This window comes from Roseimaritima multifibrata (assembly GCF_007741495.1).
GTDB classification, from domain to species: Bacteria; Planctomycetota; Planctomycetia; order Pirellulales; family Pirellulaceae; genus Roseimaritima; species Roseimaritima multifibrata.
Genome location: NZ_CP036262.1, coordinates 249,234 through 274,334 on the forward strand (window position 1 = coordinate 249,234; position 25,101 = coordinate 274,334).

General features: G+C 54.0%; 19 protein-coding genes and 1 riboswitch. Of the genes, 14 read left to right on the forward strand and 5 right to left on the reverse strand.

Annotation, left to right across the window (positions count from 1 at the left end):
* The first annotated feature begins 14 nt into the window (after positions 1 to 14).
* The 5 genes from FF011L_RS00970 (at position 15) to FF011L_RS00990 (ending at position 6,096) form a co-directional block, all read left to right on the forward strand.
* Positions 15 to 1,409 carry a phytoene desaturase family protein gene (locus FF011L_RS00970; RefSeq protein WP_145349534.1) on the forward strand — a complete coding sequence of 465 codons (1,395 nt, stop codon included), beginning with the start codon at positions 15 to 17 and terminating at the stop codon, positions 1,407 to 1,409.
* Between the two features lie 220 nt (positions 1,410 to 1,629).
* Complete coding sequence (gene pyrH, locus FF011L_RS00975) at positions 1,630 to 2,403, forward strand: UMP kinase (protein WP_145349535.1); 774 nt, start codon at positions 1,630 to 1,632, stop codon at positions 2,401 to 2,403.
* A gap of 95 nt (positions 2,404 to 2,498) precedes the next feature.
* Complete coding sequence (gene frr / locus FF011L_RS00980) at positions 2,499 to 3,059, forward strand: ribosome recycling factor (protein WP_145354844.1); 561 nt, start codon at positions 2,499 to 2,501, stop codon at positions 3,057 to 3,059.
* A 30-nt stretch (positions 3,060 to 3,089) separates the two neighbouring features.
* Positions 3,090 to 4,649: a hypothetical protein gene (locus tag FF011L_RS00985; RefSeq protein ID WP_145349536.1), complete on the forward strand. Its 1,560-nt coding sequence runs from the start codon at positions 3,090 to 3,092 to the stop codon at positions 4,647 to 4,649.
* A 40-nt stretch (positions 4,650 to 4,689) separates the two neighbouring features.
* Positions 4,690 to 6,096 (forward strand): sulfatase, encoded by a 1,407-nt coding sequence (locus FF011L_RS00990; protein WP_145349537.1) that lies wholly within the window; start codon positions 4,690 to 4,692, stop codon positions 6,094 to 6,096.
* Between the two features lie 22 nt (positions 6,097 to 6,118).
* Here FF011L_RS00990 and FF011L_RS00995 read toward each other — a convergent pair whose 3' ends face one another.
* Both FF011L_RS00995 and FF011L_RS01000 read right to left on the reverse strand, forming a co-directional pair.
* Positions 6,119 to 6,343, reverse strand: a complete 225-nt coding sequence (locus FF011L_RS00995) for a BON domain-containing protein (protein WP_145349538.1) — start codon at positions 6,341 to 6,343, stop codon at positions 6,119 to 6,121.
* Between the two features lie 100 nt (positions 6,344 to 6,443).
* Positions 6,444 to 7,769 carry a hypothetical protein gene (locus FF011L_RS01000; RefSeq protein WP_145349539.1) on the reverse strand — a complete coding sequence of 442 codons (1,326 nt, stop codon included), beginning with the start codon at positions 7,767 to 7,769 and terminating at the stop codon, positions 6,444 to 6,446.
* A gap of 158 nt (positions 7,770 to 7,927) precedes the next feature.
* Between FF011L_RS01000 and FF011L_RS01005 the strand changes: the two genes are divergently transcribed.
* Together FF011L_RS01005 and FF011L_RS01010 are read left to right on the forward strand one after the other, a co-directional pair.
* A complete protein-coding gene (locus FF011L_RS01005; RefSeq protein WP_145349540.1) occupies positions 7,928 to 10,735 on the forward strand; it encodes a DUF1553 domain-containing protein in 2,808 nt (935 codons plus the stop codon).
* Between the two features lie 7 nt (positions 10,736 to 10,742).
* Positions 10,743 to 12,215 (forward strand): DUF1501 domain-containing protein, encoded by a 1,473-nt coding sequence (locus FF011L_RS01010; protein WP_145349541.1) that lies wholly within the window; start codon positions 10,743 to 10,745, stop codon positions 12,213 to 12,215.
* Between the two features lie 9 nt (positions 12,216 to 12,224).
* Here the strand turns inward: FF011L_RS01010 and FF011L_RS01015 are convergent, their stop codons facing one another.
* On the reverse strand, positions 12,225 to 13,634 hold the full coding sequence (locus FF011L_RS01015) for a PhoX family protein (RefSeq protein ID WP_145349542.1): 1,410 nt from the start codon (positions 13,632 to 13,634) through the stop codon (positions 12,225 to 12,227).
* A 138-nt stretch (positions 13,635 to 13,772) separates the two neighbouring features.
* On the opposite strand from FF011L_RS01015, the gene FF011L_RS01020 reads away from it, so the two are divergent.
* Complete coding sequence (locus tag FF011L_RS01020) at positions 13,773 to 14,996, forward strand: N-acetylglucosamine-6-phosphate deacetylase (protein ID WP_145349543.1); 1,224 nt, start codon at positions 13,773 to 13,775, stop codon at positions 14,994 to 14,996.
* 211 nt (positions 14,997 to 15,207) lie between these two features.
* Here the strand turns inward: FF011L_RS01020 and FF011L_RS01025 are convergent, their stop codons facing one another.
* Positions 15,208 to 16,311 (reverse strand): alpha/beta hydrolase, encoded by a 1,104-nt coding sequence (locus FF011L_RS01025; RefSeq protein WP_145349544.1) that lies wholly within the window; start codon positions 16,309 to 16,311, stop codon positions 15,208 to 15,210.
* A gap of 143 nt (positions 16,312 to 16,454) precedes the next feature.
* Positions 16,455 to 16,775 (reverse strand): quaternary ammonium compound efflux SMR transporter SugE, encoded by a 321-nt coding sequence (gene sugE / locus FF011L_RS01030; protein ID WP_145349545.1) that lies wholly within the window; start codon positions 16,773 to 16,775, stop codon positions 16,455 to 16,457.
* 30 nt (positions 16,776 to 16,805) lie between these two features.
* Positions 16,806 to 16,867, reverse strand: a riboswitch (guanidine-III (ykkC-III) riboswitch).
* Positions 16,868 to 17,137: 270 nt separating this feature from the next.
* On the opposite strand from sugE, the gene FF011L_RS01035 reads away from it, so the two are divergent.
* The 6 genes from FF011L_RS01035 to FF011L_RS01065 all read left to right on the forward strand — a co-directional run bounded on the left by FF011L_RS01035 (position 17,138) and on the right by FF011L_RS01065 (position 24,583).
* On the forward strand, positions 17,138 to 17,503 hold the full coding sequence (locus tag FF011L_RS01035) for a SpoIIAA family protein (RefSeq protein WP_145354845.1): 366 nt from the start codon (positions 17,138 to 17,140) through the stop codon (positions 17,501 to 17,503).
* Between the two features lie 130 nt (positions 17,504 to 17,633).
* Complete coding sequence (locus tag FF011L_RS01040; RefSeq protein WP_145349546.1) at positions 17,634 to 18,044, forward strand: VOC family protein; 411 nt, start codon at positions 17,634 to 17,636, stop codon at positions 18,042 to 18,044.
* Positions 18,045 to 19,284: 1,240 nt separating this feature from the next.
* Positions 19,285 to 20,214 carry a DUF1559 domain-containing protein gene (locus FF011L_RS01050; protein ID WP_218932925.1) on the forward strand — a complete coding sequence of 310 codons (930 nt, stop codon included), beginning with the start codon at positions 19,285 to 19,287 and terminating at the stop codon, positions 20,212 to 20,214.
* 89 nt (positions 20,215 to 20,303) lie between these two features.
* A complete protein-coding gene (locus FF011L_RS01055; protein ID WP_145349548.1) occupies positions 20,304 to 20,690 on the forward strand; it encodes a BlaI/MecI/CopY family transcriptional regulator in 387 nt (128 codons plus the stop codon).
* Positions 20,690 to 21,784: a M56 family metallopeptidase gene (locus FF011L_RS01060; RefSeq protein ID WP_145349549.1), complete on the forward strand. Its 1,095-nt coding sequence runs from the start codon at positions 20,690 to 20,692 to the stop codon at positions 21,782 to 21,784. The genes FF011L_RS01055 and FF011L_RS01060 overlap by 1 nt, the downstream gene beginning before the upstream one ends.
* Before the next feature lie 228 nt (positions 21,785 to 22,012).
* A complete protein-coding gene (locus FF011L_RS01065) occupies positions 22,013 to 24,583 on the forward strand; it encodes a glycosyltransferase (protein ID WP_145349550.1) in 2,571 nt (856 codons plus the stop codon).
* Positions 24,584 to 25,101 lie beyond the last annotated feature (518 nt).

The window sequence follows — 25,101 nt, forward strand, 5'->3', positions numbered from 1 at the left end:
TTCTGGAGCCGACGTTGTACGACACGATCATCATTGGTGCCGGGATGAGTGGCTTGGCCGCTGGAATTCGGCTGGCCCATTTCGATCAGCGTGTCTGTGTCTTGGAACGTCACTACACAATCGGTGGCCTGAATTCGTTCTATCGCTTGAATGGCCGCGACTACGATGTCGGCCTTCACGCGATGACCAATTTCACTCCGAAAGGAATGAAAAAGGGACCGTTGGCAAGGCTCCTGCGACAGCTTCGCATTCGCTGGGATGATTTTCAGCTGGCGGAACAGTTAGGGTCCGAGATCCGCTTTCCGCAGGTTTCTTTGCAGTTCGGCAACGATGCGGAACTGCTTCGAGCCGAGATCGCTGAACACTTTCCGATGCATGTCGATGGCTACGACAAACTGGTTTCGCAGCTGCTGGATTATGACGATCTGGATGGTGACGATCCCAACTTCATGCGTTCAGCAAGAGAGGTCCTAGCAGAGTGTATCTCCGAACCGTTATTGGTTGAAATGTTGTTGTGTCCACTGATGTGGTATGGCAACGCGCGGGAAAACGATATGGATTTCGGACAATTCTGTATCATGTTTCGCGCCTGTTATCTGGAAGGATTTGCACGTCCTTTCAAAGGGGTGCGATTGATCCTGAAGAATTTGGTCCGCAAGTTTCGTGGTTTAGGCGGCGAGCTGAAACTGCGTAGTGGGGTCGCGAGAATCAAGACCGAGAACGGTCGCGCGGTCGGCGTTGTACTAGACGACGGTACCGAATTGGAAGGTCGCCGGATCCTTTCGTCCGCAGGGGCCGTTGAAACGATGCGGATGTGTGACGACATCACCGAGGTGGAAGTCGCCAAGGCTGGGCAGCTTTCTTTCATCGAATCGATCTCGGTGCTCGATAAGCAGCCGCACGAAATCGGTTTTGACAAAACGATCCTGTTTTATAACGACAGCGAACACTTTCACTGGGAACGGCCTGACGATTCGCTTTGCGATGTGCGAACCGGTGTCGTCTGCTCACCCAATAATTACAGCTATTCGCCGGATGAAGGGAATCTGCCAGACGGAATTGTGCGGATCACGACGCTGGCCAATCATGATCGTTGGTGTGCCCTTAGCGATTTGCAGTATCGAGCCGAAAAAGTGGCTCAGCATGATGCGGCCGTTCGCTCGGCGGTTCGGTACATGCCCGACTTCCGTCGCCACGTGATCGATAGCGATGTCTTTACGCCAAAAACCATTCGGCGTTTTACGTGGCACGACAACGGGGCCGTCTACGGAGCTCCCGAAAAGCAGTGGGATGGGACGACCCATTTGGAAAACGTTTATCTGTGTGGAACCGATCAAGGTTTCGTAGGGATTGTGGGCGCAATCGTTTCGGGGATTGGAATCGCGAATCGGTATTGTCTGCAGCCCTGATTCTTCGGGGCAGACGCCGCACGGGATCGAGGTCGCTTCTGGAATGGCGCTTTGCCAAGTGTCTGCTAGACGATCGCAGGAATTTTCTGCCAGAGGGAACGCCTACTGCGACCGGTCTGCGTTCTAGCCCTCTGCGGGCAAAATGGCTAAACTGATGGACGACAGCGCAGCTGTCCTAATCCTATTTTCGGCCATTTATCTTTCCGTTTGTTGAACCCCCATGCCTTCCGTTCCCGCTGCCCAGAATGCTTCTGATGCTTCAGCCCCTCTGCGTTATAAGCGGGTGATTCTCAAGTTGAGCGGGGAGAGTTTGTCAGCGAGCGGCGATCGAGGAATTGGAGCGGTCGAAGTGGCCCATATCGCGGCTCAGATTCGCTCGGCGCTGGACAGTGGTTGTCAGATTGCGGTCGTCATTGGCGGTGGAAATATCCTGCGTGGGGCTCAGTTTTCAGGGCGAAACAATAACGTCCAGGAAGCGACGGCTCACTACATGGGGATGTTGGCGACCACGATCAATGCGTTGGCGTTGCAGGACGCACTGGAAAGTGCAGGCTGTCAGACTCGGGTCATGTCGGCATTGGAGATGGATACGGTTTGCGAACGGTTCATTCGCCGGCGTGCGTTGCGGCATTTGGAAAAAGGGCGAGTCGTCGTTTTGGCGGCAGGCATTGGCAGCCCCTTTGTGACGACCGACACGGCAGCCGCACAGCGAGCTCTGGAGCTGAACGCGGATGTGGTCCTGAAAGCGACCCGCGTCGATGGAGTTTACAGCGAAGACCCCGAAAAGAACCCGCATGCGGTGATGTACGAGTCGCTTAGCTATGCTGAGGTGATCGAAAAGAACCTTCGAGTCATGGACGGGACCGCAATTGCACTTTGCCGGGAACACAGCACGCCGATTTTGGTGTTTAATTTCAATAAAGACGGCAATATCGTCAAAGCCGTCGCAGGGGAAAGCGTGGGAACCTGGATCGGTGAAAAACCGGTTGGGTAACCTCCCCTTCCCTGACGATTCTGATCACGTGCTGCCGTTTTAAGCGGATTCGTGATGGACTGATTTCCTCTGTTTCAAGGATTGCAACGATGCCGATGTCGACTGATGAAGTCTTGCTAGATGCTGAACAACGTATGGAAAAGGCGGTCAGCGTGCTGTCCCATAATCTCACCGGAATTCGTACCGGACGAGCAAATCCAGGACTGGTCGATTCCATCCGCGTCGAAGCGTATGGGTCGCAGACCCCGCTAAAACAGTTGGCCTCGATCGGGACACCGGAACCGCAGCAGATTGTGATCCGTCCTTACGACACCAGCGTGATCAAAGAGATTGAAAAAGCGATTGTCGCTGGCGATTTGGGCCTGAATCCCCAAAATGATGGTCGTTTGATCCGCATCAATATTCCTCCTTTGTCGACCGAAGTTCGTAAGAAAATGGTCGCTCGGATCAAGGAATTGGCAGAAGACGCGAAGATCTCCATCCGGAATATTCGCCGCGATGCCAATAAAGCGGCCGATACGGCTGAAAAAGAAAAAGAGATCTCCGAGGACGATCGAGATAAACTAAAGAACGACGTCCAAGAACTGACTAAAAAGTATGAAGCTCAGGCGACCGAAGCTGCGAAGGGACGCGAAGCCGAGGTTCTGGACGAATAGGTTTCTCTCCTCGACTCGAATGGCTTTTCGTTGAACGCTCCGGATTCGATACGACTGAAATGTCCACAGTGCGATTCCCCGGTCCGCGTCCCAGCGTCGGCCGCCGGTCGTCGTGTTCGCTGCCCTAAGTGCAAGGCTCCGTTTAAAGTCCCCGGCGTGACGCCGGAGACTCCGGCTGACGACGATGATTGGCTGAATCTGGATCAGCCTCTGCCCGCGGCGGGGCCGCCGCAGCAAGAACCGGCTTCGGTGCCAAAACCGGTGGTGAAGGCTCCGCATGCGGCCAACGTTCCGCCTGCGGCTATTGTCCCGCCTGCGGCCACGGTTCCCGCAGTCCCTGCCTCTCCGCCCGCGGCGAAAACTCCGGCAACGCCTGCGGCGGACGATCTGTTTGCAGACGATTTTCCGCTTTCCGAACCGGCCAGCGATCTACCCGCCCCCGCTGCAAACGGATCGGGAGGTGCGTTTGACGATGGCGATTGGTCGGCGCTACAGGGCGCCATGCCCGAAGGGGCCGAGTTCGATCCGTTTGGCGCCAGTACCACGTCGAATGCCGATCCTTTGGCGGCCGAGATGTTGGGGGAGGACGATGTTGTCACCGATTTTCGTGTCACTTGTCCGATCTGTGCATCGATCACCTATGCCCGCCCCAACCAGGTAGGAAAACAGATCAAGTGCAGTGACTGTTATTCCAAATTTGTTGTCCCCCCGCCTCCGAAACCGAAGAAGGTCTACAAGCCGGATATCGAGAATGCGGAAGTCTTTCAGGTGTCCGATTCCGGGGCGTCTGGAAAGGACTACACCAGCCCGTTTCATAAATCGGCTCGTGAGCTTTTACAGGAAGCGGAAGATGCTGGGTTTGAAGAGGAAGAGAGCTATGAAAACCCCGATGTTAAGAATTGGTTTTTAAGTGTCTTCCGAATCTTTCTTGATGTTCAGGTCCCCGTGCATTGGATGTTTTTGTCCCTTGTTGGCACGATGATCGGTTTGATCGCGTGGGCATTTCGGGATGCGATGTTCTTATTGCCGATGTCGTTTGGTGTGTTGACGCTATTCTTTTGGGCGTTTGTTTGCGCATGCGGATTTTCGGTCATGGAATCGGTTTCCAATAACGCAAAGAAGGTTGCCGCTTGGCCTTACATGGATCCGGCCGAGTGGTTTGGGCAGATGGTGACCGTCTGGGCAGCCGCTGGCATGTGTATCGGCCCCGTTCTCATACTTTCGATCCTGACGATTGGGCTGCATCCGTTGACCGTGTTGTTTGGGATGTTTGCGTTGTTTATTTTCTTCCCATTCGTCCTGATGTCGATGCTCGATTCGGAAAGCATTTTCATTCCCTTCTCGTTGGAAGTGACCAAGTCGGTGACGCGGTGCCAGGAACAGTGGGGAGTCCTTTACCTGACGTCCGGTTTGCTGTTCACCGGCCTCTTTTTCATGTATTTGGTTTGCTTCTTTCTGCCCGGTTGGATGGCAGTTGGTCTGGTTAATTTTATCACGGTCGGCGGTCTATTCGCCTATTTCGCAATGTTGGGACGCTTGGCCTACGCAATCGGTTACGTAGTCCCCTCCCACGAAAAATCGCCGCAGTAAAAACTCCGTGTCTCCGTGTCTCCAAACTCCCCAGCTCACAATGTTGCTACGTCTATTAATCGTTCCCCTGTTAATGGGGCCACTGTCGATTCTCTCCGCTCAATCGCCCAATGTGCTTTTGATCTGCGTCGATGATTTGCGACCCGAGTTGAATTGCTATGGGAAGGACTACATTCAATCGCCCAACATCGATGCACTGGCCCGTCGGGGGCGGCGGTTTGAAAGGCACTTTGTGCAGGCACCGACTTGCGGCGCCTCTCGCTATGCCATGTTGACCGGTACATACGGACCAAGCGGAAATCATGCGTTGTTTGCTCGCGCTGACGAAATGGGTAAACCTTCCGCCAGCGTTCCTCCCAGCATGCCAGCCTGGTTTCGGCAGCATGGTTACACCACGGTATCGGTCGGTAAAGTGTCCCATCATCCCGGTGGCCGCGGAGGTCCTGACTGGGATGATGAGGCGTTGCTGGAGATGCCACTTAGCTGGGACCGTCATCTGTTGCCTGCAGGCCCTTGGAAGCACCCTCGCGGGGCGATGCACGGTCTAGCGAATGGGCAGATACGTGAGGATGCCAGCAAGATGGATTTGTTCGAATCGGAGGAGGGTGACGATACCATTTATCCAGATGGTTTGATTGTTGAATCGGCGCTGCAGGAAATGAAGGATCTTGCCGGTACGGGGAAGCCTTTCTTTTTGGCGTGCGGTTTGATCCGCCCTCACCTGCCGTTTGGGGCTCCTGCAAAATACATGGAGCCCTACAAGGAGGCTTCGTTGCCGCAGATCGCCCATCCCGAAAAACCAAGCGGTCGCACGACTTGGCATCGCTCGGGTGAGTTCATGAAATACAACCGCTGGGGCAAAGACCCGAACAAAGATGCAGCGTTTGCGATTGAAGTTCGAAAGCATTACGCCGCTTGCGTTACCTACGCCGATGCACAGGTCGGGCGACTGCTTCAGCAGTTAGAAGATCTGAAGATGGCCGATAACACGGTCGTCGTGTTATGGGGAGACCATGGGTGGCATCTCGGTGAGCACGCTATCTGGGGAAAGCATGCTCTTTTCGAAGAGTCGTTGCATTCGCCATTGATTATTTCCGTTCCCGGAATGGATCAGCCTGGTGTTTCCAGTAGCGCAATTGTCGAAACAATCGATCTGTTTCCCACGCTATGCGAGCTGGCCGAATTGCCGCAGCCAAAAGCTTTGGATGGTGTTTCCCTGAATCCGATTTTAAAGACCCCGGAAGAAGCGGGGCATGATGCCGCGGCCTATGCAAAAGCAACGACTTTGAGAACCAATGATTATCGATTGGTGTTGCACCCAGGTGGTTACGCGGAACTGTACGACCATCGTACAGCGGCAGGCGAAACCAAGAACATAGCCGCCGAACATCCCGGCGTTGTTAAGCAACTAAGCGAGCGGTTGAACCGTCGGTTGCAAGGTCGATAGGTGGGCTGTCGAAAGCTTCGTTTTAGTCAACCAAGACGGAGTTGACGACGCGAAGGCCGTCGGCAACGTTGCGGATCGTTTCCTGAGCCACTTGCTTGTGATAGAAGCAGCAGACCCGGCCGCTGATCAAGAGAGACTCTTGGTCGCATTCGATTCGGAGGTCTCGTAGTTCGTTGATCGGACTGTTGTCCAACAAAGCTTGGGCTTCGGATTCGGTGTCAACGTGCCGCGCAATAACGTCTACCATGGTTCACTCCATTGTTCACAGACGACTGTGCTGAAAAATTGTTAGCCCATAGCGTAGGATCCGACCTAATAGCTGTCAAACAGATTATTAATGCTAGCAATTACGGCTCTATTTGCATGATCGGTTCGCCGCCTGGGCCTTCCATTAGCTCGTTTTCGTACAGCTCGTTTTCATACATTTCGGTTTCGGAGCCGCCCGGTTCCATTTCCATTCCCGATCCCATCATGCCACCGCGTGCGTTGCCCGCACGGCCGCCGAGCTGGGCGACTTTCATGATTAACGGGGGAAGGATTTCATCCAGGCTGATGTTAAATTCTTCGCGGGAATTTGCGGATTCTAGGGGAGCGACATAAGAGTCAACTACTTCTTGCATCTGAGTCGAGTAAGCCCGCAGTGGTTCTAGGCTTGCGGGCATGTTCGCGATTCTTTCTTGGTTGGTTTTAATGGACCGATTGATGCTGGCGAATGCCGAATCGGCGATCCACTGCCCTTCCACACGTGACCATTTTTCGGGACGGGACCTTGGTGTTTGACGTCCTCTTTGAGGAGTGCCTTGGGGAGCCGCTACGGAGACCGTTCCATGCGTATCGTCCTTGATGTCGACCGAGATACGCGGCGGTTGCGGAACGTTCGCCAAATTCATCAGGTGATAGACATAGCTGGCGGTATCGCTGTCACGCTGATCGATCCACTCGTCCAGGTTGCCCTCTTTGAGGCGATCGAGCGAGGCGGCTTCGGGTTTCACCAGTTGTTGAACCAGTCCGACGCCTGAGCGATAGTAGTGGCGTGCATTTTCGCCGAGGATCGGGGTGAGCATCATGACTTGCGGATGTTCGAAAATCCAATCTTCGCGACTTGCCAGCAGGCGAGTGGTTCGATCTAAGTTTTCGATCAAGCCATTCCATAATGCTGGATCAACTTTTTTGGCGAATTCGACCACCAACGCCTCGATTTCCGCTTTCTGTTTTGCGGGCATCGTGTCCCAGTAGACTCGCACGTGCCCGGATCGCCACTGCGACGCGATGTGTTCTGCGGTGATTTGCAGCGAGGCATTTTCATCCAGCGTTTGGTAGCTGGGGGCCGTTTCGGGAGCTGGAGCCATTTCCGCTGGCCCGGGTGCCCTAGCCTCTTCGGTTTCGGCTTGGATTTGCTCTTTGAATTTTTCTAGGTGGGCCGCACGTTCCTCGGCTAGGTCGATCGCTCGCAGCCGGCTTTCCGCTCGCAGGTTTTTCAGTTCGATCGACCGGCGTTGCCCGCCCGGGAGCGCGAAAACCGCCTTCCCTTCCCACATTCCCATGAACTCAGCGGTCATGGTGTGTTGGCCGGATACGTCGGTCCATTCGTCTGCCGTGCCGATCTGTGGTGTCCCGGCCAGGGCACTGATTCCGCACCCGACGACAAGTAATAGATGACCAAACGAACGCATTCCAGGAACTCCAGACAACGGGGAAACAGCTCTTCTCAGCCTCTAAAATAACCTATCAACGGTTCACATTCTTCTGAAGATCGTAAAAATCAACGAACGAGGCATATTCTTTACGATAAACTTAAAGGCCCTTCTTTTTCCCACCTGTCGAGAATCCGATGAAATCCACTTACATGGTATGCCGGTACTGGATGTTTTTGTTGGGCGTGCTGGGGATAATCTGTGGTGCGTCGGCGTCCGTTTCAGCAGCCGAGGGATCCTTCTTTGCCGATCAGGTATTGCCGTTATTGGAAACGCATTGTCTTGATTGTCATAGCGAAGATGCGGGCGAAGGGGATTTGCGGCTTGATTCGCCACAGGCGGCCTTGCGAGGAGGGAATTCCGGAGAACCGCTGATTGTTCCTGGGGATAGTCAACGCAGTTATCTACTGGCTCGGATTACCACGTCGGATTCTTCCCGTCGGATGCCTCCTGAAAGCGATCCGTTATCGGATGCTGAAATCGAAGTTCTGCGAAAATGGGTCGAAGATACAGCCAGTTGGCAACCGTTCCTTGATTCGCAGCAAACGGAAAAGAGTGATCATTGGTCGTTTCAGCCGATCCATCGGCCACCTGTTCCCTCCAGGACTGGAAAAGCGGAGGCTGGAAAAGCGGACGCAGGAAAACCGATCGACGCATTTGTGGACTCCAAGCTTGATCTTGCGCATCTGCAGCGGTCTCCTCGCGCGACTCGCCGGGATCGCATTCGGCGGCTCTACTTGGTGATGCATGGGTTGCCGCCGACGCCGGAGCAAGTGGATCGTTTTTTGAATGACAGCCGCCCCGACGCGTGGGCGATATGGGTTGATCAGGTTCTGTCTAGCCCGCGTTACGGCGAACACTGGGCGACCCGTTGGTTGGATCTTGTTCGCTTTGGCGAAACGCACGGTTTTGAAATGAATCGTGAGCGTCCTCATGCTTGGCGGTATCGAGACTGGGTGGTCGACGCTCTGAATACGGACCTTCCGTACGATCAATTTGTCAGTCAGCAGATCGCTGGTGACTCGTTGGGCGCCGATGTCGCGACCGGATTTTTGGTCGCCGGGCCGTGGGATCAAGTGAAGGGGCAGGACAAACAGCTGCTGTTAACGCAACGTCAAGATGAACTGGCGGACATGGTTCATACGACGGGAACCGCATTCCTGGGGTTAACGATTGGCTGTGCTCGCTGTCACAACCATAAGTTTGATCCGATTTCTCAGACCGATTTCTATGCCATGCAAGCGGTTTTTGCGGGGGTGCTCCATCGCGATCGACCGCTCCCGTTGGCCGAAAGTGCTCGGCTTGAAATTGAAAAATTGGATCAGCAAATTCAAGACCAACGGGCGCGATTGGCGGTTTACCAGGAGGCGGTGAAAAAGAGCCCGAAGCGGCCATCGGTCACGGCCCAAAAAAATGTTGAATCCTTTTCGGCGGTCCCTGCTCAGTTCGTCAGGATGACGATTGATGCGACCAATGGAGGGAATGTTTGCCTGGACGAATTGGAGGTCTTTGCTGCCGAGGATGACCGTAACCTTGCACTGGTAAGCAACGGCGCCAAAGCATCGTCCGGAGGCGATTTTGTCCATCCCCTGCATAACCTGGGGCACCTGAATGACGGGCAGTACGGAAACGCGCACAGCTGGATCGCGGCCCAGGCTACCGCCAGTTGGGTGCAGATCGAATTCGCTTCGGCGCAGCCGATCGATCGAATCGTTTGGGGACGAGATCGACAGGGGGAGTACCGCGATCGGGTCGCAACCGAATACCGATTCTCGATATCGCTAGACGGAAAATCATGGACGGAAGTAGCCAGTTCGGCCGATCGTCAGCCGTTTGATCCAGCAAAGACGACCGAAGTTGAATACGACTTCAGCACGCTGCCGGAGGATCTTCGGGTAAAGGCAAACAAAGAACTGCAGGTCCTAAAAAATTGGCAAACCGAACGCGCGAAACTGGCGCAACCTGTTTTGGTTTACGCCGGGGCGTTTGCGGAACCTGGCCCAACGCATCGACTATACCGAGGCGAACCGACGGCACCGCGTGAACAGGTGGCACCTGCACCCTTGCACTCGCTAAGCGATTTGCAACTTCCGATGGACGCTCCCGAAAAAGAGCGTCGTTTGGCAATTGCAAAGTGGATCGCCGATCGCGCTAATCCACTTACCGCCCGGGTCATGGTGAACCGGATTTGGCAGTCCCATTTTGGAACAGGTCTGGTCGATACTCCGAGTGATTTTGGTGGCAATGGAACGCTGCCGACCCATCCTGAATTGCTCGATTGGTTGGCTAGCGAATTCATGGACCAGGGGTGGTCGATGAAGCAGATGCATCGATTGATTCTGAATTCACAAACCTGGCAGCAACAAAGCAGGCCGGTCGAAGAAGCGATGGCGGTCGACGCCAGCACGCGACTGCTTTGGAGATTTCCCCCCAGACGACTTCCCGCGGAAGGGATTCGTGACAGTATTTTGGCGGTGACTGGAAAACTGAATCTGCAGTCTGGAGGCCCAGGGTTTAGTCCGTTTCAGATCGAAAACGAAAACGTGCGACACTATTTTCCAAAGCAGGAATTTGGGCCTGACGATTGGCGAAGGATGATCTACATGACCAAGGTTCGCCAAGAACAGGAAGCGGTTTTCGGCGTCTTTGACTGCCCCGATTTCAATCAGGTCGTCTCCGCAAGGAATCGTTCAACGACTCCCCTGCAAGCCTTGAACCTTCTGAACAGCCGTTTTGTTTTACAGCAGGCCGATCTGTTTGTGGAGCGACTGGAACAACAGACCAGCACGCCCGAAGAGCGGGTGTCGCTCGCCTATCAACTCTGTTTCGGACGTTCTCCGGAACCGGATGAATCAGAGGCGGCCCTCGCTTTTAGTAAAGAGTATGGCTGGCCTGCTTTCGCGCGAGCGATCTTAAACGCCAACGAGTTCGTCTTCATTCCATAGGGCTCCCATGAATCGAAATAGTCGACGTCAATTATTAATCGATACGACTCGCGGCCTGGGGGGCATTGCGCTGGCAAGTTTGTTGGCAGCGGATCCCGGTTCCGATCGTGGTCGTTTGCAGGCGGCTGATGTTTCGGGTCGTCCCGCGATCGACCCCGAGCATCCGTTTGCTTCGCGCCCTGCCCACCTGCCGGCACGCGCCAAAAATGTCTTGATGATTTTTTGTTCTGGAGCGTGCAGCCAGATCGATACGTTTGACTATAAACCCGAATTGATTCGTCGGCATGGACAGCCGATGCCGGGCGCCGAAGAGTTGATCACGTTTCAAGGTGGTCAGGGAAATCTGACCAAAAGCCCATGGGAATTCAAGCCTCGCGGGGAATCGGGCAAGATGGTTTCGGAATTGGTTCCGATGCTGGGGGAATTGGCAGATGAAATGTGTTTCATCCATTCTCTAACGGGTAAAACGAATACCCACGGCCCGGGTGAGAACTTTATGTCGACCGGTTTTACGCTGGATGGATTTCCTAGCATGGGAGCCTGGATGACCTGGGCGCTGGGGACGGAAAACCAAGACCTGCCGGCGTATGTCGCGATTCCCGATCCGCGAGGGACCCCTCAGTCCAGCGTCAATAACTGGGGTGCCGGTTTCTTGCCCGCCGCCTTTCAAGGGACCGATTTCAATGCCAGTAAGCCGCTGAGGAATTTGCAGCGTCCAGAAGGTATCGATGCGAATACCGACCAGCAGACGCGGCAGTTCTTGCAGCGGATGAATCGGAAGCACGCCGAACATTATCCCGGAGATACGGAATTAGCGGCTCGGATCGCCAGCTATGAACTCGCTGCACGAATGCAGTTAAGTGTCCCCACGGTCGGGGACCTGACGACGGAATCTTTAAGCACGATGCGCATGTATGGAGCGGACGACAGCACAAATACGCTGAAGGCGGCCTATGCTCGCAACTGCATTCTTGCGAGACGACTGATTGAATCGGGGGTCCGGTTTGTGCAGGTCTTTAACGGCGCCTATCAGACGGGCGGCGAAGGGGTTAGCAATTGGGACGGACACAAGCATCTGGCGGCCCAGTATGAAAAGCATGGGCCGGTTTTGGACCAGCCCACCGCTGCCCTGTTAAAAGACATGAAACAACGTGGGTTATTGGAAGACACCTTGGTCGTGTGGTGCACTGAATTTGGCAGAATGCCGACCTTTCAAGCGGGGGCCAGTGGACGCGATCACAATCCCGAAGGGTTTACCGCGTGGCTGGCGGGCGCCGGAGTTAAAACGCCGTTCACTTATGGCGCAACGGACGAATTTGGCTATAAAGCGGTCGAGGACGTCGCGACCGTCTACGATTTTCATGCCACGATTCTAAGAATCTTGGGACTGGATCATGAGCGATTGACGTTCTACCACAACGGGATTGAACGTCGGTTAACCGACGTTCATGGCAAAGTCATCGAAGAAATTTTGGCGTAGTCGCTGTCGTTAAACCAGCGTGTCTTGCCAAGGGCCTGTGATGGCGACCGTGAATCCCGGGGTCTGGATGTTCACGAACAACCATTTGCCGTCAGGGCTGAAGGTTGCGCCGGCCCATTCTTTGGTTCGGAAATCCCCTTTGATGTTGTTGTGTTGGCCGTTTAACTGAACGTTGTTTTCAGCAAATAGGCTTAGCTGTCCTGCCTGGGAGAGACCGAAGATCCGTTGAGGATATTCGTTGGCTCCGTAGTCATTGTCTTCGCACAGCAAGATCCCGCCGCGTGGGCTGACGCATAGGTTGTCGGGCATGTTCAGCGTTGGTTTGTCTGGCGATTCAAAGATCAGCTTTAGTTTTTCTGTCTGTGGGTTGTACTGCCAGATCTGGCCTGCCTTGGCGGCGCCACCATCGGTTGCGTCAAAGGTAATGACGCCGTTCCCTGCCCAGCAGCCTTCCAGCCGAGAGAACGTGGACCCGCCCGCTTTTTGACCCTGCTTAAACACTCCCAGTTCGTCGGCGGGATCGATCCCCGGGGTGTGTGCCAGTGTCGGGTCTTTGATGGCGTGCCAGCGAACATCGAACTCCGTCCCGTTGGTGAAGCCGCCGCGGAGGTCCGGTTGTCCGATGACCTCAGCGATTTCCAGTCGCCCGCCTGCGGCCAGTTTGCCTGGCGTGTTCGGGATGAAACGGTAGAAGCCGGAGGTTCCGCGGTCTTCGGTCTCGTATACGATTCCGGTTTCACGATCGATCGCGACGGCTTCATGAACAAACCGCCCCATCGCTTCGATCGGTTCGGGGGCTCCAACGCCGTCGGCGGGGACTTCGAAGATCCAGCCGTGTGACTTTTGGAATTTCCTCGCTACCGAGTCTTTGTATTTGTCCTTGTCGCCGACTCCGAGGACGGTTTCTTCGGCGGTTAACCAAGTTCCCCAAGGGGTCACGCCGCCGGCGCAGTTGCGGCTGGTCCCTGACATGCTGACTCGGCTGGATAACCAAGTTCCTGCGGCACTGTCGAATTTTAGCGTGGTGCAGCCTCCTCCAGCGTAAGGGTCGTAGGGGGAACCGGAACTCAGTTTCAAAGCCGGGTTGTCGTCGCCGATTTCGTGATTTCGGATCAGCGTTAACTGCTCGCCGTCCGCTTTAACAACGCCCATGCCGTCATGGCTAGAGGGAGTTGCAACGCCGTCGGTCATGACGTCCCCGGTCCAGCCAAAGGTCCGGTAGCGAAAGCCTGCTGGTAGTCGTAAAAGTGGAAGGCCTGTTGTTTCATCTTTTACCGCAACCAGATCACTGCTTCGGGTTGCCGCTTCACCAAGGGCGTATCGGTGCCCCAGTGAACTGAATGCAGCCGCAACAGCGAATCCACTGGCTGAAGCAAAGTTGTCGCTCAAAAACTGACGTCGATTGGTAGTGCGGTTCATTTTTATTGCAACGAGAAGTGAGAAGGAAAAAGTTGCGATTTTGCGCGGGCATTCTAATCGTTGTTTATAAAGACAGCATGAAGAACAAAATTATTAGCCATGTTCGTACCTTGCCTCCCCCCCCAACACCGTAACAGCATGACAAACCCCATCGCATTCGTGAACGCTTCCGCGGTTTTGCCCGATCAAGTCCTGCGCGACGCGGTGGTGATCTGTCAGGAAGGAAAAATAGTTTCTGTTTCGGAGAGAGGTTCGATTCCCGCAGATGCCGCGATTGTGGATCTGGCAGGTCGTTACTTGACGCCAGGTTTCATTGATATCCACGTCCATGGTGGCAGCGGTGCGGACTTTATGGATGGCGATCCTCGCTCCATCCGGCAAGCGGCCGCGGCCCATCTAACGCGTGGGACAACCACTCTGTTTCCTACGACGACCACCGGTGCCCCAGCCGAAATACAGAAGATGCTGAGTGCATGTCAGCAGGTGGCCGACGTGTCGACCGCAAAGCCTGCTGAGTTGGAGGTGCCTCACATTCCAGGGATCCATTTGTACGGACCCTATTTTGCGGACGATAAGGTAGGCTGCCATGACAAAGGAGGACGACGCGATCCGGCTGTGGAAGAATTTCAGCACTACTTTGAAACCGGATTCGTTCGCGTCGCAACCTGTGCAGCCGAATTGCCGGGGGCCAAAGCGTTCTACCAGATGGCTGCAGCGCACGACTGCCTAGTCACCTGCGGGCATTCCAATTCCAGTTGGTCAGAAATGCAGTCGGCCTTTGACGCAGGGATGCGGCATGTGGACCACTTTTGGTGCGCGATGAGCAGTGTCCCGTCGTTGCGGACGCGTTTTCAAGTCCCTATGCAAGCCAGCATGACGGAGTTCGTGCTGATGAACAAAGCGATGAGCACCGAAGTGATCGCCGATGGCTGGCACCTATCGCCTGAATTGCTCGAATTTGCATACCAGATGAAGGGGCCCGAGCGGCTTTGTCTGGTAACCGATGCCAATCGAGCGCTGGGGATGCCCGCTGGTGAATACATTTTTGGGAATCAAGATTCCGGCAGCCCAATCTATAGTGACGGCAACGTTGGGTGGTCGAGCGATCGGACCAGCCTTGCCAGTTCCATTGTCGGAATGGATCACATGGTCCGGCATTTTAAGAATTCCACCACTGCGCCTGTCGAACATGTCATCCGCATGGCAACGCTGACTCCTGCAGAGCGTGTCGGGATCGACCACGAAGTCGGAAGTGTTCAAGCAGGGAAACGAGCCGACCTATTGGTGTTGGACACAGAATTCAACATCCAGCAAGTCTACAAGCAGGGTCGATTGGTGATCGATTCCGATTCCACGGAATGATTCGCATGGGCTGTCGATTTAAAGGTTGTTTGTCGTCCTGCGCTCCGCGAAAGAACGTCCTTTTGGAGCTGCTTTCGCAGAGCGAAACACTACAGAAAACGTCACTTCTTAATTTCACATCTCCCGCGAAAGGCGACAATCATTAACCCAGTTGCCCGCGGATCGACGTTCCGGCGGGCAGATTAAACGCTGTTATCTTTTAGCGAAATAGCTAGTTTTGAGGTTCGTATCCCTGCCACATCCAGACCAATGTATCCGCAAGCGTTTGTTCAAAAACTTTGCGATCGCAGTGTCGGGTGGCTTTGCTGTAGACGTAGCGGTAGTCGTAACCTTTGGCTTCCAGAGCCGCTGCGGTCCGTTCGTTTGCCATCACCCAGTTGTGGTAAGTCGATTCAGGGTCTTGGGCGCGATTGTCGTTTTCTGAAACGTGCAGGAAGATTCGCAGCGGTTTGCGTTCGCTTGATTCAATTAGTTTCTTGCTGGAGTGGTACTCCCACGCACCGAGCGGGTATTCGACTTCTTCAGCAGCATCATGATCCTGTTGATCGACAAACGTTCCCGAGTAGGTGATCAAGCGCCGGAACAGGTCGGGACGAAACCAACCCATCGTTAGTGCCGCGGCGCCCCCGGAACTGCATCCCATTGTGGCGCGCCCCCAAGGGTCTTCGGTGAAGGCGATTTTGGGGTAAGCCGCTCGCACTTGCTTGTTCGCCAGGACGGCTGGTAATACTTCGTCATTGATGAAACGGGCAAAACGATCGGACATTGTGTCGTATTCCAGACCGCGTTCACTGCCGAAACTATCGTTCCCGCCGTTCTGTACGGCGATTGCGATAAAGGCCGGTAATTTGCGTTTGGGGTCTTTGGAAATGGTTAAGTTGTCCAACGCGTTTTTCACCAGATCCAGTCGGCTGGGGCCATCGTGGGTAACCAAGATCGGAGCCGCCGTGCCGTCTTTATATGCCGCGGGAACATAGACAAAGATCTTTCGCTCTTCGCGAACCGGTTTTGCTGGGTCCAGAGTGGACGCGGTTCCGGGGAACAGGGCACTCTCGGACATACGCATCGTAAATTCAAACGATTGACCCTTGGGGTTTCCTTGGTCGGTTAGGTCGGCAGCGACGCTGTATTCCGGCCCAATCACATGCTTTCCGTTTCCGCTTTTGTCTGCAGCACCCTGCTCTTTTGGGGTTTCGCGAGCTTCGGGGGCGGTCGGATCTGCGGCGTGCGTGCTTTGGGATACTGGCAGCAGCCCGCCCCACAGGATCGCCAGTAAGGCGGCGGTGAAAGTACCTAAGTGCTGAACGGTCTTCATAGGAATTCCTGGTTGGATTTCGGAATGCAATGGGATGGTTGAAGCGGATACGTCCCGCGGTTCCGCATATCCGGAACGATTTCCGCAAGCGTATCGAATGCAGGGCGCACGAGCACCAGCCGCAGGGGCAAGGTCGCCCCTACCTAATGGGAAACCCATTTTAACCCAAGGATCGATACCGTTAGCAGGATGATAAAAAAGATCCTGGCCGGAGCCACCGATTCCCCAAGATAGACCATCCCAAAGATCGCGGTCCCTACCGCTCCGATGCCAACCCATACGGGGTAAGCCGTTCCGGTTGGCAGGTCGCGGAGGGCAAGGGCAAGCAAGCCCATGCTGGCGACCATCGCCAAAACGGTCCACACGCTAGGCCAGAAACGGGTAAAGCCGACGGTGTATTTCAGCCCGACCGCCCAGCCGGTTTCTAGCAGCCCCGCAATCACTAATAAAATCCACGCTTTCATGACATCGCTCCCATGGAATGAAAAACCATAAGTGCGTCGTCTTGTCTTGACCGGGTACGGCGCGTCTCGTCCGAGGACAGCATGTCCAGAAGCCTTCACTGTACTTATTCAAGCGAGGGAAACAAGGCGGTCCCTGCAAGCCACTGCTGGATCATTGGAAGGAACAGCGTCTGGGGAAAAGGGGAAAGCTACAAAGAGGAAAGGTAGGCCGCGACGGAGCGTTCCACACTTCGCAATCCATACTCTAGAATGGAGGCTAAGGCCCGGGGAGGACTTCATTCCCGATGCGAGGCCTTCAGTGCCTGAGAAGAGCAATGCTTTGTCAGGTTTTTACCCGTCAATTGAATGAAAAGGAAGCGGAAATGTCGTTTAGCGTTACGGAAATTGAAAATGGCAAAACCATTGAACTGTCCCTCACTGGAAAACTATCTAGTGAAGCCTACGAAGAATTTGTGCCCGTTATTGAGGCTCAAATCGCGGCACACGGTAAAGTTCGAATGCTGGTTGTCATGCACGATTTTCATGGGTGGGATGCGAGCGCTTTGTGGGCAGACACCAAGTTTGCAATGAAGCACTTCAAGGATATCGAACGCTTGGCAATTGTTGGTGAAACCAAGTGGGAAAAGGGGATGGCGACATTCTGCAAACCGTTCACGACCGCTTCGATCAAATATTTCGATCATGCGAAAATCGACGACGCAAGAGCTTGGCTGCAAGAATCGGCATAGGTCCTTGGGAGCGCGAATAGCTCTTGCACGTATCAACCTAAAGTGCCCACGGACAATCCGTCATCCCGGTTGTCCGTGATCGCTGCAGGTCTCCTGAACTTTAGTCTCACCTGTTCCGGTTCGAAAACACATGTCCAGCAACGACGGCCACGAAAAGATCAACTACGTCGAATTTCCCTCGAGTGATCTCGCCGCAACGAAGGCCTTTTTTCAAAACTGCTTTCGCTGGAATTTTACCGACTACGGGCCGGACTATATCGCGTTTGACAAAAACGCTGGGATGGATGGCGGGTTCTACCGTTCGCCATTGGCCGCAAAGACAAGCAGCGGGTCGGCTCTGATAGTTTTCTATAGTGAGCAGCTTGAACAGACTCAGCAGAAGGTCTGTGAGCATGGCGGAACGATCGTTCAGGAGATCTTTTCGTTCCCCGGCGGTCGTCGCTTCCACTTTACCGAGCCAGCTGGAAATGAGTTCGCCGTATGGTCGGACAAAACCAATGACGCCGCTGGCGGCGGTTCGAAAGTCGCAGAGGGCCAGTAGGTGTTGATCTGCCCACATTTCTTGTTGGTAAAAATCGATAACTAAATCGTTCAAGCGTTCTCTCCCGCGACCGCTGTTCGTTGAGGGAATCACTTTTGATTGCCATTCGCTTGGGACGTGAAGTTTTAAGCGACGAAAGTCTGGCTCCCCTCGCCCCTAAGCAAGCGCTTGGTTGCGGCAGGAATTCTAGATCGCTCGTTGGGGTATCTCTGCCTTTTGTTTGGTTTCGTGGAGCTTGCTTGGGGGAGAGGGGCTGGGGGGAGAGGGGGATTTTTGCGAGGTGATCTTGCTGCGAACGGCCGGCTAACGCCTTGTTTCTTAAGCGGTTATGTCATTCGGTGCCCTGCTTCTCTTTCCAGTCTGGGCAGACGAAAAGGTTTCTTCTGACCGCGTTGCGAGGGACTTGATTCCACCAGCCGCGTGGGAGACTGCTGAATGAGTAATGAGTAATGAGTAATGAGTAATGAGTAATGAGTAATGAGTAATGAGTAATGAGTAATGAGTAATGAGTAATGAGTAATGAGTAATGAGTAATGAGTAATGAGTAATGAGTAATGAGTAATGAGTAATGAGTAATGAGTAATGAGTAATGAGTAATGAGTAATGCAAAATTCTTTGCAGCAATGGTCGTTTTTCAATTCCCCTTTACCGCGTGCCCTCCGGCGCGGTAACCAATCCGCTGAAGAATGCCTCTTAAAACATGCTTTCCCGGGGGATGCGAAAAGTCTTGGTGACGGTTTCGGAGCAGGCTGCTGATGTGCGTCATGGCTTCAAATGGTCTCAACCCGCTTCGTCACTTAGGAATCGGGACCCAGAAATACTGTCTCTTGCTAACGCGTGAGTTTGCGATTTCGACAGTCAGTGACGCTTGTTTGTTTCCGCGCAGCTTGTCTCGGTCGGTGCAGCAACTGACAGCTACCTTATTGCTGCGTCCCATTCCATCCTTCTCCGCCAGCCTGCGGGCTCGAAGCGTCGATGCAGCTGATTCCAGAGCAAGCGGCGCCGAAGCAATCCGAGCCGATTCGGATCCAGACTTTCGTCAGGCTATTAATCGTACGTCCCGAGCGAAAGGCTTCAAACTTTCTCCGCTTCTGATTAAAACGCGCCCTCGCTGAGGCAGCGGTCTGGGAAGTTGGTGCTAGCATCAGCGATGCTGGCCGAGCGGTTTCGTTTGGAAACGGTATTGCACAAAAACTAACGAATTAGTAAATTCGAGTCATCAACGCACATGGAAGTTACGATGATCTCACACGGCAGTACCTGCTCGTCCGCTACGCAATACCGTATTCGCACCGCTTTCACGGTGCTGGAATTGCTGGTATCGATTTCCATTCTCGGAATCTTGTTGGCGTTGCTGCTGCCGGCGATTGGAGCAGCCCGCGAGTCGGCGCGTCGCGTTCAGTGCATTGCCCATCTGCGTCAAGTTGGCATTGCCTTGCACGGCCATCATGATACTCAGCAGAGCCTACCGGCGGGATGGAAGTTTGATCCGAGTGGTCAGACCGCTTTTGGCTGGAGTGTTTCTCTGTTGCCGTTTATGGATCAGATGCCGCTCTCTGATCGCATTGATATGAAGCGATCGATCGACGACCCCTTGCACTCGAGCGCGCGTAACGCAGTCCTTGACGTCATGCTCTGTCCATCGGACATCACCGAGTCCACGTTTATCCTATTTGCCGAGACCGAGGAGCCACTGGAAGGTGGGGATGCATTGGGGGCTGTCGGTGTTGCAGAAGATGATGACGACGATATTGCTTTGGTTCGTTTACCGACTGCCAACTATGTCGGTGTTTTTGGGACGTTGGAACCTGATGATCGCATCCCCGCTCCGCTTGGTGATGGGGCATTCCTCGAAAACCGACCGGTTCGATTTCGGGAATTTGGTCGCGGGTTGTCAAACACAATGGTGGTCGGGGAACGGACGATGGCTCAAGTCCCTTCGACTTGGTTTGGAGTCAGTCTTGCTGGTGAAGACGCGGCGGCCCGGATCGTTGGATCGGCACTCGAAGGGGTCAATAACCCACTTGCAGACGAATGTGATTTTTCAAGTCGACACCCTGGTGGTGCGAACTTTTTGTGGGGCGATGGGCATGTCTCTTTTGTGAGTGAAGAAATCGATCTGTATCAATATCATGAATGGTCAAAATTGCGATCCAGTTCGTCGCTATAGTTGCCCAGGACGGATAACACCTGTCCGCGACATCCTCGCTTTTGCCAAATCCAACGCTCCCTTGTTTTGAAGATTCCACGGAATTCGCTATGCCACGTTCATCGAAGAAACTTGTCGAACTGACGAAATGCGAAGCGGAGGTGATGGACGTTGTCTGGGAAAAAGAGAGCGTTACTGTGAACGATGTTGTGGAAGCGATCGATCGTGATCTCGCTTACACGACCGTGATGACCACCATGAAAATACTGGAAGACAAAAAGATCGTCCGCCGTGGAGAAAAGATTGGGCGCGCGTTCACGTATACCGCAAAGGTTTCGCGAGATCAGGTTCGCGAGGGAATGCTGAAATCGCTAACCGATCAATTGTTTGGTGGTTCGGCAAAATCGCTGGTGCTTAGTCTGTTGCAGTCAGATGCGGTTTCGGTTGATGACATCGAAGCGGTCCGCAAGGCGGCTGCAAAGTTAGAGGATTCGTGATGGATTTTCGCTTTGCATTTGAAGTGGGCGCTACTTTGTGCTTACAAATATCTGTGGTGATCGCCCTGACCGCTGCGTTGCAGCGATGGATTGGGGACGCCCGTTTTGGTTGCCGGCTGTGGACCATCTGTTTCCTTTCGATCATTGCCTTGCTGGCCGTCGGGGTGTTGCTGCCTCATCGAAGGCTTTTTGGAGGCGCCGTCGATTTTCAGCGAGAGACGGTTCTTGCCATTGTGATGTGGCAGGGACGCCTGACCATCGCTTTGGCTGCGGTCTGGGGCGCAGGAGTGTTGGTCTTTCTGGGGCGGCGTCTAGTGCGTTGTTTGCAGTTGCTTCGTTTTTTGAAGGACCGTTGCACGCCTGTTGATTCGCCTGGATTGCTGAAGCGACTTGAGTGCTCGTCAAATCTGCCGGATGGTTTGAAAGTTCTGACTTCCCCGGAAATACAGGGGCCGTTCTGCTGGCAGTTGCATCGCCCGCTTATCGTCCTCCCGACGTTTTTGCTTGAAGAGGACGACACGACTTTGCGGCATGTGATGCTGCATGAGCTGGAGCACTTGAGAACTCGACATCCCATGCAGCATTTCTTACAAGGTATTTGTTCCATGGTGTTTTGGTTTCACCCCGCGATACGATTAGCGGGACGAAACGCGGAACTGACTCGCGAATTTCTTTGTGACGAAGTCGCCGCAAAAACAGCGGGTAAATTTGGTCCCTATCTGCGCACACTGGCGATCGTCGCCGAACACTGTGGTAGATCAGCCTGTACGGCGGTCCCCCAAGGGACTCTCGCTTTTGGAAATCAAAAAAGTGCTTTGGTGCGTCGTTGTGATCGGCTGGTGGCGTTGGCACACAATCGTGTCCCCTCGCGACAGTGGCGATCGATGACCGCGATAGTCGTGTTACTGCTTAGTGTCGTTGTGGTGCAGCAGGTCTGGTTGCCCACTAATGTCATGGCATCCAGTCGAAGCCATTGGTCGCCGTGGCCGACCTGGACGGCTAACGTTTTGCATCAGTGCAATATTCAAGTCCGCGACTTCGAACTGTTCGAAGAACGTGTGCAATTGCACGAACTGATCAAAGCGAACGACTGATTTGCATTACGGTGATTCGTCGCCACACGGGGAGCTCCGGTTTGCCCCATGATCCCCACTTCTTGCGGTACAGTCTGTGCCCATCGTCCCAGTGAATTGTCGTTCCAGTTCGCTCGCATGAAACAATTACTAAGACTTTAATATTTGGTCTTGTCTGCTTTCAGTGTTTCCTCGTACGCTCTCATTTCCTGTTAATTACTAAGTCTATCGTAGTGTAGGAGAGCACGGATGCACGCCCCCACCCTTCCTCCAAAAGAAGGCCGTCCATCGATCTCGCTGGTTTTGCCGGCTTGGAATGAAGCGACCGTGATCGCGGATGCGGTCCATGAAGCTGACGCCGCGTTGCGGCTGGTCACTGACTGTTATGAAATCATTGTCGTCGATGATGGAAGTACCGATCAGACGGCTGCTATTGTCGACGCAATCGCAGCTCAGAATGATTCCGTTCGACTGGTTCGGCATACACCGAATCAAGGTTATGGTGCGGCCATTCGTTCGGGATTCGCTGCGGCGGAAAAAGACTTGGTGGTGTTTACCGATGCCGATTGCCAATTTGATTTAACCGAACTTGATCGTTTTGTGCTGTTGGCCGAACGGTACGACATCGTTTGTGGGTACCGTATCGATCGCAAAGACACCGCACTCCGTTGTTTGTATTCCAAGGTCTACAACCTGCTGGTTCAGACGCTTCTGGGAACCGGAGTGCGCGACGTCGACTGTGCCTTCAAACTGTTTCATCGAGATGTTGCCAGAGGTTTGAAGATCACCGGCAATGGCTTTTTAGTCAATTCCGAGATGTTGGTTCAGGCGAATCAGCAGCAGCGTAGCGTGGTGGAGGTGGGAGTAACCCATCGGCCGCGGACGCTTGGTGAAAGCACCGTATCAATCCGGCATATTCCCAAAGTGTTGGTCTCGTTGGCAAGGTTCTGGTGGAATGAGGTTCAGTTTCCGGGCGTCGCTGCAGGGGATGTCACGCAGGGTTTAAACGCATGCCAAAGCACGCCTCCAGACGCCTCGGGTTCTATTCGCTGGCCGAAGTGTTTGGCAAGTTCCACAGCGAAGTACCGCTGTCTGCAGTTTGCATTGTTGTTGGTGGCTATGGTTTTCCTGTTTTCCAATCTTGGATACCCGCTGATCGACCGTGACGAAACGCGATATGCCGAAATTCCTCGTGAGATGATCGCGACGGGAAACTGGATTTTGCCTCAGTTGAACTTTCAGACTTACTACGACAAACCGCCAATGCTGTATTGGTTGTGCGCGATCAGTTACCAAATCTTGGGCGTCAGCGAGACCGCTGCTCGGGTCGTCCCCGCGTTATCTGCGTTCGGGATGATTGCCATGACCATGTTTTTCGGGGCCCGTATTTTTGATCGCTGGGTTGGCTTGGTTTCCGGTGCCGTTTTGATGTTGTCGGTCGGGTTTGCGTTTACCAGTCGCTACCTATTGCTTGACGGTCTGTTGTCACTTTTTGTTTCGATGTCGTTGTTCTCCGCGTACGAAGCGGTTCGCCCCCGTCATCGCAAGAGTTCCGGTCCCCAACGTTTGAAATCGGTTGGGAGCCGAAATTCGATACGCTTGACTGCCAAGCTTCAGCTTGGCTGGTGGTTGTTGTCGGCGGTCTGCATTGGGTTGGCGTTTTTGACCAAGGGGCCGATCGCGATCGTGCTCTGGTTGCCTCCGGTTTTTGCGTTTACTTGGTTGTCGGACACTTATGTAAAGCCTCGATGGTGGCACTACGGGGTTCTTGGCGGCGTCGCAGCTGCGGTCGCCGTCCCGTGGTTCGTCGCGGTTTCACGCCAAGATCCCACGTTTCTAGTAGAGTTCTTTTACACACACAATGTCGCGAGATTCGCCGGCGAATTTCACGCTCGACCGATTTGGTATTTTGTCCCTGTACTGTTGATCGCCGGACATCCTTGGTCTTTTCTAGCCGTCCCTTACATCCGGTTTTTGTTCGGGCGTACCAAAGCCTTGTCACGGCAGCGTCCGCCTGCGGTCGGGTTCTTGCTGTTATGGAGTGCTTGGTGTTTTGTGTTCTTTTCGGTTTCGCAGTGCAAGCTGCCGACCTATCTGTTGCCTGCAGCACCTGCATTGGCACTGACGATTGGACACTATTTGGGGCAGGTGCTTCGTGACGCGGATGAATCGAGCCGTCATTTCTTTGCTCGCTTCTGGTCTGCACGAACGGCGACGGCAACGACCTGCCTGGCGGGAGTCGGATTTGTTGGGTATGCGATTTTGGCGACGCCCGATGTATCGGTCTATGTTTACGCCTGGGCCATGTTCTGGACTTCACTGTTGGTCGCTGCGGTTCTAATGATCAATGACCGATACCAGGCAAAGATCGCATGGGCAACGTCAGCGGGAGTCATGTTCATATTTGCCGTGATGATCATGCACGAGATGGTGCCTGCTTACAGTCGTTCAGAAACCTTGTTTGGAGAATCCTCGCCTCTTGCTGAACAGTTGTCTGTCGACAAACAGCCTGCGATTGCCACCGTGAATCATGAATTCTCCGAAGTTCCGTTTTACCTTGATCGTCGCAATATCTCGCATTTTGCAAACGTCACCGATAGTGGGCTCTCTGATTTTGTTAGTCAGAATCGGCAGTGCTATTTGATTGTCGAGGAGGGGATCGCGTCGCAAGCGATCCGCGCTCGTCTGCCGTCGGGGCGGAGGTTGGTTGAAGTCGCCCAGCGAGGAATCGCCAGGGTCTATCAGGTTCAAGGATTATCCGGAGTGGAGCCGCAAATCGCAGGGACGCAGGCTCCTGTGATTACGGAGGTGTTACGGTGAACCGGGCGTTAAGATGGATTCGATTCTTGGGGGCGGAGTCTCTGATGGGGCCATGGTTTCCAATGTGTCGTTCTCGCCGCAATGACCGTTGCAGTGAGCAAGACTTGGCAGCGATACGATCGATGGCAACCGCACTGAACGCAAGCGAATCCGACGTGGCAGGAAGCGATCGTACGAGTCGTTCTTTTAGTGTCCCCTTTCACTCAGGATGTGAAATTTATAGTTGACGGTTTTTGTCGCCTTTCGCTTCGCGTAAGTAGCTCCAAAAGGACGTTCTTTCGCGGGGGACGTGTGATAAATAAGTTGCGAGTGTGGCAGGGAGAAAAGACCCCATGCCAGCTTGCCTGGCGGAGAAGGATCGAGTGGGGGGAAGCATTCAGGTAGCTGCCAGTTGTTGTACCGACCGGGACGAGCCCGGCGGAAACAACCAAGAGCAGCCTAAGCGGAAAACGTCAACTTATTTATCGCACCGCCCGAGTGAAAGGCGGCAATCTGTTCGGCACGCATTGCCGGTCTGT

Coding starts and splice junctions, on each gene's coding strand:
- pyrH (WP_145349535.1), top strand. CDS start 1,630: ATGCCTTCCGTTCCCGCTGCCCAGAATGCTTCTGATGCTTCAGCCCCT.
- frr (WP_145354844.1), top strand. CDS start 2,499: ATGTCGACTGATGAAGTCTTGCTAGATGCTGAACAACGTATGGAAAAG.
- FF011L_RS00990 (WP_145349537.1), top strand. CDS start 4,690: ATGTTGCTACGTCTATTAATCGTTCCCCTGTTAATGGGGCCACTGTCG.
- FF011L_RS00995 (WP_145349538.1), bottom strand. CDS start 6,343: ATGGTAGACGTTATTGCGCGGCACGTTGACACCGAATCCGAAGCCCAA.
- FF011L_RS01000 (WP_145349539.1), bottom strand. CDS start 7,769: ATGCGTTCGTTTGGTCATCTATTACTTGTCGTCGGGTGCGGAATCAGT.
- FF011L_RS01005 (WP_145349540.1), top strand. CDS start 7,928: ATGAAATCCACTTACATGGTATGCCGGTACTGGATGTTTTTGTTGGGC.
- FF011L_RS01010 (WP_145349541.1), top strand. CDS start 10,743: ATGAATCGAAATAGTCGACGTCAATTATTAATCGATACGACTCGCGGC.
- FF011L_RS01015 (WP_145349542.1), bottom strand. CDS start 13,634: ATGAACCGCACTACCAATCGACGTCAGTTTTTGAGCGACAACTTTGCT.
- FF011L_RS01020 (WP_145349543.1), top strand. CDS start 13,773: ATGACAAACCCCATCGCATTCGTGAACGCTTCCGCGGTTTTGCCCGAT.
- FF011L_RS01025 (WP_145349544.1), bottom strand. CDS start 16,311: ATGAAGACCGTTCAGCACTTAGGTACTTTCACCGCCGCCTTACTGGCG.
- sugE (WP_145349545.1), bottom strand. CDS start 16,775: ATGAAAGCGTGGATTTTATTAGTGATTGCGGGGCTGCTAGAAACCGGC.
- FF011L_RS01035 (WP_145354845.1), top strand. CDS start 17,138: ATGTCGTTTAGCGTTACGGAAATTGAAAATGGCAAAACCATTGAACTG.
- FF011L_RS01040 (WP_145349546.1), top strand. CDS start 17,634: ATGTCCAGCAACGACGGCCACGAAAAGATCAACTACGTCGAATTTCCC.
- FF011L_RS01050 (WP_218932925.1), top strand. CDS start 19,285: ATGATCTCACACGGCAGTACCTGCTCGTCCGCTACGCAATACCGTATT.
- FF011L_RS01055 (WP_145349548.1), top strand. CDS start 20,304: ATGCCACGTTCATCGAAGAAACTTGTCGAACTGACGAAATGCGAAGCG.
- FF011L_RS01060 (WP_145349549.1), top strand. CDS start 20,690: ATGGATTTTCGCTTTGCATTTGAAGTGGGCGCTACTTTGTGCTTACAA.
- FF011L_RS01065 (WP_145349550.1), top strand. CDS start 22,013: ATGCACGCCCCCACCCTTCCTCCAAAAGAAGGCCGTCCATCGATCTCG.